At 63.8% G+C, this 12,815-nt stretch carries 10 protein-coding genes; 7 read left to right on the top strand and 3 right to left on the bottom strand.

The features are described 5' to 3' along the window. Nucleotides 1–22: 22 nt before the first annotated feature. From glgB to glgX, 4 genes are read left to right on the top strand one after another with little or no spacing between them, the layout of a single operon-like run. The gene (glgB, locus tag KFK14_RS04240) at nucleotides 23–2,182 is read left to right on the top strand and encodes a 1,4-alpha-glucan branching protein GlgB (protein ID WP_212609987.1); all 2,160 of its coding nucleotides are present in this window, start codon (nucleotides 23–25) and stop codon (nucleotides 2,180–2,182) included. A 36-nt stretch (nucleotides 2,183–2,218) separates the two neighbouring features. Further along, nucleotides 2,219–3,487, top strand: a complete 1,269-nt coding sequence (gene glgC / locus KFK14_RS04245) for a glucose-1-phosphate adenylyltransferase (protein ID WP_070153907.1) — start codon at nucleotides 2,219–2,221, stop codon at nucleotides 3,485–3,487. Nucleotides 3,488–3,494: 7 nt separating this feature from the next. Next, complete coding sequence (gene glgA, locus KFK14_RS04250; protein ID WP_212609988.1) at nucleotides 3,495–4,928, top strand: glycogen synthase GlgA; 1,434 nt, start codon at nucleotides 3,495–3,497, stop codon at nucleotides 4,926–4,928. Next, on the top strand, nucleotides 4,925–6,790 hold the full coding sequence (gene glgX, locus KFK14_RS04255) for a glycogen debranching protein GlgX (protein WP_212611037.1): 1,866 nt from the start codon (nucleotides 4,925–4,927) through the stop codon (nucleotides 6,788–6,790). Before glgA ends, glgX begins: the two co-directional genes overlap by 4 nt. A 124-nt stretch (nucleotides 6,791–6,914) precedes the next feature. On the opposite strand, the gene KFK14_RS04260 is transcribed toward glgX, so the two are convergent. Then, nucleotides 6,915–8,534: a response regulator gene (locus tag KFK14_RS04260; protein WP_212609989.1), complete on the bottom strand. Its 1,620-nt coding sequence runs from the start codon at nucleotides 8,532–8,534 to the stop codon at nucleotides 6,915–6,917. Between the two features lie 714 nt (nucleotides 8,535–9,248). On the opposite strand from KFK14_RS04260, the gene KFK14_RS04265 reads away from it, so the two are divergent. Further along, entirely contained in the window at nucleotides 9,249–9,611 is a 363-nt protein-coding gene (locus tag KFK14_RS04265; RefSeq protein ID WP_212609990.1) for a UrcA family protein, read from the top strand. Between the two features lie 164 nt (nucleotides 9,612–9,775). Here the strand turns inward: KFK14_RS04265 and KFK14_RS04270 are convergent, their stop codons facing one another. Together KFK14_RS04270 and KFK14_RS04275 are read right to left on the bottom strand one after the other, a co-directional pair. Next, entirely contained in the window at nucleotides 9,776–10,522 is a 747-nt protein-coding gene (locus KFK14_RS04270; protein WP_070153895.1) for a LytR/AlgR family response regulator transcription factor, read from the bottom strand. 4 nt (nucleotides 10,523–10,526) lie between these two features. Continuing rightward, nucleotides 10,527–11,639 (bottom strand): sensor histidine kinase, encoded by a 1,113-nt coding sequence (locus KFK14_RS04275; protein WP_212609991.1) that lies wholly within the window; start codon nucleotides 11,637–11,639, stop codon nucleotides 10,527–10,529. A gap of 158 nt (nucleotides 11,640–11,797) precedes the next feature. On the opposite strand from KFK14_RS04275, the gene KFK14_RS04280 reads away from it, so the two are divergent. After that, nucleotides 11,798–12,052 (top strand): hypothetical protein, encoded by a 255-nt coding sequence (locus tag KFK14_RS04280; RefSeq protein WP_246524873.1) that lies wholly within the window; start codon nucleotides 11,798–11,800, stop codon nucleotides 12,050–12,052. 204 nt (nucleotides 12,053–12,256) lie between these two features. Further along, nucleotides 12,257–12,808: a hypothetical protein gene (locus KFK14_RS04285; RefSeq protein WP_070153889.1), complete on the top strand. Its 552-nt coding sequence runs from the start codon at nucleotides 12,257–12,259 to the stop codon at nucleotides 12,806–12,808. The last annotated feature ends 7 nt before the right edge of the window (nucleotides 12,809–12,815 follow it).

Consider the following 12,815-nt stretch of genomic DNA (forward strand, 5'->3'; position numbering starts at 1 on the left):
ATAAGACGCATATGAGCAGAGGGTGCTGAGTCCGGACCGGATCGAAAGGCTGGTCCAGGGTTTCGACGATGATCCGTTCGCGCTGCTGGGTGTGCACCCGGACGGCAAGGGACTGGTCGCGCGCGTCATGCTGCCGGAGGCGGAGGCGGTCACTGCCTATACGCTCGCAGGGAAGAAGGCGGCGGAGCTGGAACGGCTTCACCCCGGCGGCCTGTTCGCGGGCAAGCTTTCGATCCGCAAGCGCCAGCCCTTGCGCTATCATGCCGTCTATCCCGGCGGCGGCGACTATTGGTTCATTGATCCCTACAGCTTCGGGCCGGTCCTTGGCCCGATGGACGATTATTATATCGCCGAAGGATCGCATGTTCGCCTGTTCGACAAGATGGGCGCACATGTCATGGAGCATGAAGGCGCGGAAGGAACGCATTTCGCCGTCTGGGCGCCCAATGCGAAACGGGTGTCGGTGGTCGGCGACTTCAATCGCTGGGACGGCCGCCGCCATGTCATGCGTTGCCGCCGCGACACCGGCATCTGGGAAATCTTCGTGCCTCAGGTCGGGGCGGGTGCGGCCTATAAATATGAGATTATCGGGCCGGATGGCGTCACCCTGCCGCTGAAGGCCGATCCCTTCGCCTTCCGGTCGGAGCTGCGCCCTGCGACCGCATCCGTGGTTGCGCCCGTGCCGTCGCATGCATGGACTGACCAGGCCCATCGCGACCATTGGGCGAAGGCCGATCCGCGCCGCCAGCCCATCTCCATTTACGAAGTGCATGCCGGATCGTGGCAGCGCGACCCGGATGGCAATTTCCTGCACTGGGATGCGCTGGCGGAACGGCTGATTCCCTATGTGGTGGAGATGGGCTTCACCCATATCGAGTTCATGCCGATCAGCGAATATCCCTATGATCCGTCATGGGGCTATCAGACGACCGGCCTCTACGCTCCCACTGCGCGCTTCGGCGAGCCGGAGGGTTTCGCCCGTTTCGTGGAGGGTGCGCACCGAGCCGGCATCGGCATCATCCTCGACTGGGTGCCTGCGCATTTCCCGGTCGACGATCATGGCCTCGCCCAGTTTGACGGCACGGCGCTCTACGAACATGCCGACCCGCGCAAGGGCTTCCACCCGGACTGGAACACGGCGATCTACAATTTCGGGCGGCGGGAGGTCTCGTCCTTCCTGGTCAACAACGCGCTGTTCTGGGCGGAGCGCTATCATGTCGACGCGCTGCGCGTCGATGCCGTCGCCTCGATGCTCTACCTCGATTATTCCCGCAAGGAAGGGGAATGGCTGCCCAACGAACATGGCGGGCGCGAGAATCTGGAGGCGGTCTCATTTCTCCAATCCATGAACAAGGCTTTCTACGGAAGCCACCCCGGCACGATGACCATGGCTGAGGAATCGACGAGCTGGCCCGGCGTGTCGCTTCCCGCGCATGAGGGCGGCCTTGGCTTCGGCTTCAAGTGGAACATGGGCTTCATGCACGACACGCTGGAATATCTGAAGCGGGAGCCGATCCACCGCCAGCATCACCACAACGACATCACCTTCGGCCTGCTCTACGCCTTCAGCGAGAATTTCATTCTGCCCTTGAGCCATGACGAGGTTGTCCACGGCAAGGCGTCGTTGCTGCACAAGATGGCGGGCGACGACTGGCAGAAATTCGCTACCTTGCGCGCTTATTATGCCATGATGTGGGGCTATCCGGGCAAGAAGCTGCTGTTCATGGGACAAGAGTTCGCGCAGCGCGCCGAATGGAGCGAGGAGCGGGCGCTCGACTGGCATCTGCTCGATCATGGCCCGCACAGCGGCATGCAGGCGGTCGTACGCGACCTCAATCGCCTCTATCGCAGCATGCCCGCGCTCCACGCCCGCGATTGCGAGGGGGACGGGTTCGAATGGCTGCTGGCCGACGCCGCCGCCGATTCCGTATTCGCCTGGGTCCGCAAGGCGCCCGATGCGCCGCCGGTGGTCGTCATCAGCCATTTCACGCCTGTCACACGGCATGGCTATGGTCTGCGCCTGCCGATGGAGGGCGCATGGCGGGAGATCATGAATAGCGACGCATCCGACTATGGCGGCAGCGGCGTTGGCAATGCGGGGCGGGTCATCGCCGGGCCGGATGGATGGGCGACGCTCACCATTCCGCCGCTCGGAACCATAATGTTAACACCGGACGTTTAGCGCAGGCGGCCGTGCAGGGCCGGGGGCTGGAGAAACATGAGTAATACACACAGGCGACATCAACCTCTGGCCCGCGACGCCATGGCCTATGTCCTCGCCGGGGGGCGGGGCAGCCGCCTCAGCGACCTGACCGACCGGCGCGCGAAACCCGCCGTCCATTTCGGCGGTAAGGCGCGGATCATTGATTTCGCTTTGTCCAATGCGCTCAACAGCGGCATCCGCCGCATCGGCGTCGCGACGCAATATAAGGCGCATTCGCTGATCCGGCATCTGCAGCGCGGCTGGAACTTCTTCCGTTCCGAACGCAATGAGAGCTTCGACATCCTGCCCGCCAGCCAGCGCATCTCCGAAAACCAGTGGTATGAGGGGACGGCGGACGCGGTTTACCAGAATCTCGACATCATCGAATCCTATGCGCCCGAATATATGGTGATCCTGGCCGGGGACCATATCTACAAGATGGACTATGAACTCATGCTCCAGCAGCATGTGGACAGCGGCGCGGACGTGACCGTCGGTTGCCTTGAGGTGCCCCGCATGGAGGCGACCGGCTTCGGCGTCATGCATGTCGATGCCAATGACACCATCACCGCCTTCGTCGAAAAGCCCGCCGACCCGCCGGGCATTCCCGGCCAGCCGGACATGGCGCTGGCGTCGATGGGCATCTATGTCTTCAACACGAAATTGCTGGCGCGCGAGTTGCGGCGCGACGCCGCGCTGATCGGCAGCAATCGCGATTTCGGCGGCGATATCGTCCCCTATCTGGTCAAGAACGGCAAGGCGGTCGCCCACCGCTTCACCAGCAGTTGCGTGCGCGCCGAAAGCGAGCGCGAAGCCTATTGGCGCGATGTCGGCACGATCGACGCCTATTGGCAGGCGAATATCGATCTGACCGACGTGATCCCGCCGCTCGACATCTATGACAATAGCTGGCCGCTCTGGTCCTATCAGCAGGTCACCTCGCCCGCGAAGTTCGTGCATAATGAGGATGGTCGCCGTGGCTCCGCCACCTCCTCGCTGATCGCGGGCGGATGCATTGTGTCCGGCTCGTCCCTGCACCGCAGCCTTCTCTTCTCCAACGTGCGCACCCACAGCTTCTCGTCCGTGACGGAAAGCGTGATCATGCCGGGCTGCGAGATTGGGCGCGGTGCGCGCGTGCATCGCTGCGTGCTGGACGCGGGCGTCAATATCCCGCCCGATCTTGTCATTGGCGAGGACCCGTTGCTCGACGCGCAGCGTTTTCGCGTATCGGAAGGGGGCGTCTGCCTCGTAACCCAGCCGATGATCGACCGCCTGGCCCTCTGATCCGCCCATGAAGATTCTCTCGGTCGCGTCTGAAATCTATCCGCTCATCAAGACCGGCGGGCTTGGGGATGTCGTCGGCGCGCTGCCGCTGGCGCTTACGTCCCACGGCATGCAGGTCCGCACGCTGGTCCCCGGTTACCCGTCCGTCCTCTCGCGGCTGGTGAAGCCGAAGAAGGTTCACGCCTATGATGCGCTGTTCGGCGCGTCTGCGACGATCCTGTCGGCCAAGGTCGGCGATCTCGACCTCTATGTGCTGGACTGCCCCGCCTTTTTCTCGCGGGAGGGTGGCCCCTATGCCGACTGGCGCGGCAATGAGTGGAACGACAATTGGCGGCGCTTTGCCGCCTTGTCCTGCGTCGGCGCCGACATAGCATCGGGCGCGCTTAAGACCTGGCGGCCCGACCTGGTCCACGCCCATGACTGGCAGGCGGCGATGACCCCCGCTTACATGCGCTTCGGCATGGCGGCGAACATCCCGAAGGTCGTGACGATCCACAATCTCGCCTTTCAGGGCCGTTATGGGCAGGACATCTTCCCACAGCTCGGCCTGCCGCCAGAGGCATGGGGCGTCGATGGCGTCGAATATTATGGCGGCACCGGATTCCTGAAGGCGGGCCTCGTCTCCGCCGATGCGATCACCACCGTCAGCCCGACCTATGCCGAGGAAATCCGCCAGCCGGAAAACGGCATGGGCCTCGACGGGCTCGTCACTGGCCGGGCGGATAGGCTGCACGGCATATTGAACGGCATAGACGCCGCGCTGTGGGACCCGGCGACGGACCCGGACCTTGTGCGCGCCTTCTCCCACCGCTCCCTTGCCGCGCGCAAGGCGAACCGCCGCGCGGTGGAAAAGCGCTTCGGGTTGAAGCGGGACGGCGCGCCGCTGTTCGTCGTCGTCAGCCGCCTGACCTGGCAGAAGGGCATGGATATGCTGGCCGATGCCGTCGACCATCTGGTCGGCATGGGCGGCAAGCTTGCCGTGCTGGGGTCGGGCGATCATCCGCTAGAGGGCGCGTTCCTTGCCGCTGCGGATCGGCACCGGGGGCGGGTCGGCGTCCAGATCAGCTATGACGAGACGCTCGCCCATCTGATGCAGGCGGGCGGCGACGCTATCCTCATCCCCTCGCGCTTCGAACCCTGCGGCCTGACCCAGCTTTATGGCCTGCGCTATGGCTGCGTGCCGGTGGTGGCGCGGGTCGGCGGCCTTGCCGACACAGTGATCGACGCCAATGAAGCGGCGATTGCGTCCGGTGCGGCGACCGGGGTCCAGTTCGGCCCGCCCAATCCCTATCAGCTTCGCCGCGCCATCACCCGCACGATCGAGCTTCATGCCGACCGCGCCGCATGGACGATCATGCAGCGGACGGGCATGCGCGCCAATTTCTCCTGGGACCGCAGCGCCGCCCGCTATGCCGCGCTCTACCGGTCGCTCGCCGCATGAACCCCGGCGACCTGCCGCCCCTTGGACCTAGGCTCGAAAAAGGCGGCACCCGCTTCACCGTCTGGTCCGCCGCCGATGCGCTCTCGCTCTGCCTGTTCGAAGGGGAGCGGGAGGAGCGCCTGCCGATGGAGGGGAACGGGCAGGGGCTGTTCACCCGCTTCGTTGCTGGCATTGGCGCGGGGGCAAGCTACGGCCTGCGCGCCGAAGGGACCTATGATCCCGCCAGCGGCCTGTGGTTCGACCCGGCGAAGCTGCTGCTCGATCCCTATGCCACCGCGATAGACCGGCCGTTGATCTATGATCCGCGCCTTGCGGAATATGGCCATGACACCGCCTCGCTTATGCCGAAGGGCGTCATTAAGCGCGCGCTGCCCGCCCGCCCGCAACAGCCGCCCAAATTCACGCCGGGCGGCCTGATCTACGAGCTTCAGGTCCGCGCCTTCAGCAAGCTGCACCCGGCCGTGCCGCCAAAGAAGCGCGGAACGATAGCGGCGCTCGCCCATCCGGTCGTCATCGATCATCTGAAAAAGCTGCATGTCAGCGCCGTCGAACTGATGCCCATCAACGCCTGGATCGACGAGCGCCATCTGGGACCGCTCGGCCTGACCAACGCCTGGGGCTATAATCCGGTCAGCTATTTCGCGCTCGATCCGCGCCTCGCGCCCGGCGGCCTTGCCGAACTGCGGGCGACGGTGGATGCGCTGCACGACGCTGGCATCGGCGTCATCATGGACGTCGTCTATAATCATGACGGCGAAAGCGACGCGCTGGGTCCCACCCTGTCGCTGCGCGGCCTGGATGCGCGCCGCTATTTCCGGCACGAGGCCAATGGCGCGCTCATCAACGATACCGGCACCGGCAACAGCGTGGATTGCAATAATCCGGTCGCCCGCCGCCTGATCCTCGACTCATTACGGCACTTCGTCCGCCATGCCGGGATAGACGGCTTCCGCTTCGATCTCGCCCCGGCGCTTGGCCGCCTGCCGGGCGGTTTCGATCCGGCGGCGCCGCTCCTGTCGGAAATGGCCGCCGACCCGATCCTCGCCGACCGCATCATGATCGCGGAACCCTGGGACATCGGCCCCGGCGGCTATCAGCTCGGCAACTTTGCCGACACCTTCCTCGAATGGAATGACCGCTACCGCGACGACCTGCGCAGCTTCTGGCGGGGCGATGCGCACAGGCTTGGCGCGCTGGCGACCCGCCTGGCCGGATCGTCGGACATATTCGGTAAGGGCGCACACACCCGCTCCGTCAATTTCCTCGCCGCCCATGACGGCTTCAGCCTGGCCGACGTCACTGCCTATGAACATCGCCACAATGAGGCCAATGGCGAGAATAACCGCGACGGCCATGGCGAGAATCTGAGCTGGAACAATGGCGTCGAGGGCGAGACCGGCGAGCCGGACATCATCGCCGCCCGCCAGCGCGATGTGAAGGCGCTGCTCTCCACCCTGTTCGCCTCGCGCGGCGCGATCATGCTGACGGCGGGCGACGAGTTCGGCCGCACGCAGCAGGGCAATAACAACGCCTATGCGCAGGACAATGCGATCACCTGGCTCGACTGGAAGGGGCGCGACCTGACGCTCGAAGCGCACAGCTTCGCATGCGCCGCCCAACGCGCCGCCACCCCTACATTGATGGCGACGCGCCTCCTGACCCCCGATGACGTCCAATGGCTGCGCCCGGACGGCGGCGAGATGACGGACGCCGACTGGAACCGCCCGGACGGCGACGCGCTGGTCATGCGTTACCGGGACGGACCGGCAATCTGCATAAACCGCAGCGGGGCGGCGATACGCTTCACGGTCGAGGGCATCGAACCGTTCGACGTGGCTGCTCGTTCAGTGAGGCTCGTTTAGAGCGGATCACGTTAAGCCCACCTCCCGTCGGGCTGAGCTTGTCGAAGCCCTGCACTTTTAAGAAGGACAGGGCTTCGACAGGCTCAGCCCGAACGGAAATCAGGCGCAACTTGCGCGTTCGGTACTACCGGCTCTCCGGCATCAACACTGCGCGGATCACGGATGTCAGCTCATGGTGCCGGAACGGCTTGTGCAGCATCGCGATCCGTTCGCCCAGCGCGATCCGCAGCGCCTGCGTGTCGGCATAGCCGCTGGCGATAACGATGGGCAGGTCCGGCTGGATCAGGCTGATCCGCGCCGCCGTTTCCGCCCCGGTCATGCCGGGCATGGCGAAGTCCAATATCGCCACATCCGGTTCGACGGTTTGCAGAAGGTCTATGGCCTGCGCGCCGCTGCTGGCTTCCGTCACTTGCGCTCCTAAGGACGTCAGCACATCCAGCAAAGTCGTCCTGACCTCGTCATCGTCATCCACCAGCAGGGCGTGTATGCCGTCCAGCCGCTCGACCTGATCCTCAAACTCCTGGCCGCCGCTGCCCGGCGCATCGATGGCGTCCGCCACTTCGGCCCGGCGCAGGCGGATCGTGACCGTCGTGCCCCGGCCAACCTCTGAATCCAGGATCACCGTGCCGCCCGACTGGCGGGCTATGCCGAACACCATGGACAGGCCCAGCCCGGTTCCGCGCCCCTGATCCTTGGTGGTGAAGAACGGCTCGAAGGCCCGGTCGCGCACTTCCGCGGGCATGCCCGTGCCGCTGTCGCTGACGATGATGTCGATATATTGTCCGGGGGGCAGGTCGCCATCATCCCCCATGATCAGCACCGGCTTGGTCATGATGCGCAATATGCCGCCGCCGGGCATGGCGTCGCGGGCGTTGATCGCCAGATTGAGGATGGACAGCTCAAGCTGCGTCGGGTCGGCGATGACGTGCCAATATCCCGCGCCCAGGTCCGGCTCCAGCGTCACCTGCGGTCCCAGCGTCCGGTGCAGCATGTCGATAGTATCGGTGATGGCCGGGCGCAGGGCGATCGGCTTCAGCTCCAGCGCCTGCGTGCGGGAGAAGGCGAGCAATTGCGCGGTCAGCTTCTTGCCGCGATCCAGGGCGGAGGCGGCGTTGACGGCCCAGCGGGAGACGCGGGGATTGTCCTGCACATTGTTCAGGATCAACTCCATATTGCCCGACACGGTCTGCAGCAAATTGTTGAAGTCGTGCGCGATGCCGCCGGTCAACTGGCCGATGGCTTCGATCTTCTGCGCCTGCAGCAGAGCGGCTTCGGCCTTCCGCCGTTCGGCCACCTCATGCTTCAGCGCGGCCAGTGCATCGTCGCGCTCCGCGATGCGCGCGCCCAATTCCCGGTTGGCCAGGGTCAGTTCGCCGGGGGAGGGCATCGCCAGCAGCTTGGGCAGCAGCGGCCAGAGCAGAATCGCGGTGAATATCGACGCGATCGCCGTCACCACCTTGATCAGCGCCTCTATGCCATAATCGCCATGCCACAGGTTCCAGATGCTCATGACGTGAGTCGCGCCGCATGCGGTGATGAACAGCGCGAACAGCCAGAATATGCCGCCAAACTCCATATCCTTGCGCCGCCGCACGAACTGGATGAGGGCGAGGGGAATGGAAAAATAGGCGAGCGCGATCAGCGCGTCGGAGATGACATGGGTCCAGACGAGCTGCGGCCACCAGAGAAGGCAATAGCCATGTGGAGGCAGTGCCTGCAGGAAGCCATTGAAAAAATTGCCCATTATGCGCCCTCTTACCCAGTCGCGCGCCTGACCCGAACGACATGGGATTCCTACCCCGAAAAATCCGGCGCGTTAAGGACAACGCGCCATTTTGGCTAAGGACGGTCAGGACCTTGCATGGTTAATCCACTTGCAGTGCCGCTGGTCCCCGCGCCATACCCCCAACATTGATCGTTTCTCGTCGGCTGTTTGTCGATGGACATGTCGTTGAACGACGGTGCGTGTCGGCGATCGAGAGATGTTCCGCCTTTCAGGCCGCCATTATTATGATCCGTTCATCAGGACGACAGGTCGGCAATGGCACTGTGACGTTACTGAATACGCCCCGGACCAGCCCCCGGTTTGTGGCCCATAGCACCAGATCCTGAAGTGCCCGACAGCATGCGCAGGATACGCCCCCGGTCATCCCTTGCACCGGGGGCGTTTTTTATTCTTCGCACACGCCTCCCGCCTCCCGATCGATTTTGACGCTACGGCATGCTGGCATTTTCCGTCCTGCCGCCGCTGGTCGCCTCTCTTGCGCCGTTCGTCGACGCCGGCGGTCGTCCGCCGAAGATGACGGGCGCTGGTCGATCCCGGAATGCGTGGCGGCGGGCATGATCCTAAACAGGATGGGCAGGACGGATCGGCAGCCCCCGCCATCCGCCAGCCCCGGCCGCTCCAAGGGCGCGCCGGGCAAAGCATAGCATATCGGTATTTAGAGGAGACCCTGTGATGTTTGCCCCCAAGTTCACCACCCGCTTTACTGCGACCCTGGCCGCAACCCTGTGCTTCGCGGCGGCGACCCCCGCCTTCGCCGGCGCTGCCCAGACCAGCACGACAGAGACCGGCGCCCGCCAGCGGGCCGTGCTCTATTCGGATCTGGACCTGACCACCCAGTCGGGGAAAGAGACGCTGAACCGGCGTATCAGCTACGCCGCCGCCAAGGTCTGCGAAACCCGCGATCTGCATCAGTTCGTATCCTGCCGCAACGCCGCGCTTCGCAGCGCGAAGGAGCCGGTCGGCATCGCCATCGCAAAGGCGGAAAATAATGCGCGTTATGCTGACGCGGGAACCCGGATCGTCGTCGGAAACTGACCGTGGCGATCGCATTGTGAAAACCCCCGACGCGCTGCGCCGGGGGTTTTCCTAGACCTTGTTCGATTTTGATTGAATCAAAATCTCGGTCTAGTCTTTTGTTATCTCGTGATTTCCGAGCCGCGAAATGTTCCATTTCACTCGAAATCACTCTATGCCTGCGGCTATCGTCCGGTCAGCGCCTTCACATTGGCTAGGAAGGTGCGGCCGATGCGGATGTCGTCGCCCTTTTCCAGACAGGCGAACCACACGCCGCTGCCGTCATGGCGCAGCCGCTGGATATGGTCCCGCCGCACGATATGGGACCGGTGCAGCCGGATGAACTCGGTCGGATCGAGCCGCTGCTCCAGCGAACTGATCGTCTGGTGCAGCAGATAGCTGTGACCGGCGACATAGAGCCGCATATAGTCGCGCTCCGCCTCTATCCGGTCGATCTGGTCGGTGCCGATACGGATCAGCTCCGACCGGTGCGGCACCCAGAATTCCTCCGCCCATTCCGATGATGGAGCGTCCGATATGGCGGGCGCGCTTTCCACCCGGATGCGCAGCGCCTGCTCCACCCGGTCGACCGCGCGGGTCAGCCGGTCGTGCGCCACCGGCTTCAACAGATAATCGACGGCGGCAAGGTCGAACGCCTCGACCGCAAAGCCTTCGAACGCCGTCACGAAGATCACCGCCGGGCGAATGCCCATGCGGCCCACCGCCCGCGCCACGCCGATCCCGTCCAGCAGGGGCATGGCGATGTCCAGCAGCAGCAGTTCCGGCTCCAGCCCTTCGACAAGGCGCAGCGCCGCCTCGCCATCGGTCGCGGTGCCGACCAGCGAGATGCGCGGCTCGCGGGCGCACAGCATCTGCAACCGTTCCACCGCGAGCGGTTCGTCATCGACGATCATTGTGCGGATCGTCGTCATGCGGTCAGCAGCCGCGCCTTATGATTGGCAGGGACAGTTCGACCAGGAAACCGCCGCCCTCCATCGGGCCGGACATCAGCCGTCCCTTGTCCCCGAAACGGGCGGCGAGGCGTTCGCGCACATTGACCAGGCCGATGCCATTGCCTTCATAGGCGCTTTCATGGGGTATGGTGTCGCCATCATCCGCTATGCTCACGTGCAGCAGCCCTTCCTCCTCCCAGGCGAGGATATCGATCGTCACTGGCCGGGTGGTTCGGGATACCCCGTATTTGATGGCGTTTTCAATCACTGGCTGCAGGATCAGGCCCGGCACGCAGCAACTCATCAGCCGGTCGGGGATGGAGATGTTCGTCCGCAACCGTTTCGGGAAGCGCACCGCCTCGATATCCAGATACAGCTTCTGCAGATGCACTTCCTCCGACAGCGGCACATCCTCCAGCGGATCACCGGTCAGGCTGGTGCGGTAGAAGTTGGAAAGGGACATGATCATCTGCTCTGCCTCGTCCTTCTGATCCTTCATGACCAGGCTGGACAGGGAATTGAGCGTGTTGAACAGGAAGTGCGGATTGACCTGATAGCGCAGCGACCGCAGTTCCGCCTGCCGCGCCGCCTGCTCCAGCCGCGCGGCCCGGCGCTCGACCCGGCTCACCTCCGCCGCATAGGTGACGGCCAGATAGATCGCGGCCCAGGCGGCAAGGAAGAAATAGCGCCCCATCGTGTCTTCGGCGATTTCCTGGAGCACATAATTGCCCTTGGACTTCGCATAATGTTCGGCGGCGGGCATGAAGCCGTCCGGCTCATAGACGTTGAAGATATAATAGTTCGCCGCCGCGATGGAGATGGCGCAGGGTATGGCCGCGATGAAGGCGATGGCGATGCGGCGGGAAAATGTGCTGCCGTCGAACTGCCGGATGATCAGGTATAGCACCCATGTCAGGATGATGCCCAGGATCGTCACGATGCCGCGGCGGATGGCCATCTCGCCCTGGGATTCAAATCCCATGACCGAAGCGCGCAGGGTGACGATGACGGCGTAGAACAGCCAGAAGCCGAGAATGGTATAGAGGGCCACGGTCGGGGAAACGCCGCGTTCGCCCTCCTCAAGGGGTATCGTCATGCTCCTGTCATAGCCTGAAAGGCGCGGACTGTCGTCCCCGCCGGTCGAAAATCCGCCGATGTTGGTCGATCCGCAGGGTTAACGCGATATTGCGGCGCGCGGGTTGGAACAGCGGCTGCGATCCACCGTTGATAGAGACGGATTTAAGGAGACGGATCATGGAAACGCAAAAACATCCACCGGATGCGGCGCGCGAAGTGGCGCGCGACGGCGAAGTGGCGAAGCCCAGCGACGATCAGGATCATCCTCTGACCCAGGAGGAAAGCCTGGAGGAAGCGCTGTCCGATTCCATGGACGCTTCCGATCCGCCCTGCGCCACGCAGCCGGGCGATCATGGCGATCCAGTGCCGTCATCGGGCTTTCCGGAGGAGGATCCGGACAAGAAGGACCGGAAGGCGCGCCACGGGCAATGACCCGGCTCTGAGTCGCTTCAGTCCCACATTGAGACAAAATTGTCGCGGCGCAGACAGGCATGTTGCGCCGCACAAATTTTTATATTGCCTAGTCCGTTGAAATCTGGTCCGATGTGAATGTCGGGCGAACATGTGCTTAAGCTTTCGCTAACCAAACAGGGCGCATGTTCGGTTGTCTGGACTTTCAGTCGGGAGGGCAATTGGATGGGTATCAGCGCCAAACCAGCGGACGGAGCGATCACGCTCGCAGAAATGCGAGAGTTTGCCAGCTTCCCCGCTTCCACGCAGCGGTATATCCGCCGCTCCCTCGATATCGGCCTTCATCGCCGCGACGCGATGAAGCTCTGGTCCCGCGATCTTGTCGAGGAAGCCAGCATCCGGGCGCAGGCGCGGATTTACGGCCGGCTCGACGAAATCAAGACGATGGTCCCCGATGACAGCGGGCTGGAACAGGTGGAGCCGTTCATGGCCCCGCTGGTCACTGTATCGGCTTTCGATCTGGGGCAGGATCGTCTGAACAGCTTCTCGGCATACCGCTTCCTCTATGAGCGGCTGATCGGCGCGGGCGCGCGGCCCTGGCTTCCCGGCGCTTTCTGCGCCGCCGCCAGCCTGCCGCACCTTCACCCCGAAAAGCGCCGCGCCCTGCTGCAATCGATCAGCGAAGCGGCCGCCACCGCCGTCGGCTGGTCCAACCGCGAACCCAGCTTCTACCCCGAATGGGTAGAGAAGGTGGATACGAGCAAGGCGCCGAACTGAGGGGATA

The organism is Sphingobium phenoxybenzoativorans, from assembly GCF_018286635.1.
Classification (GTDB): domain Bacteria; phylum Pseudomonadota; class Alphaproteobacteria; order Sphingomonadales; family Sphingomonadaceae; genus Sphingobium; species Sphingobium phenoxybenzoativorans.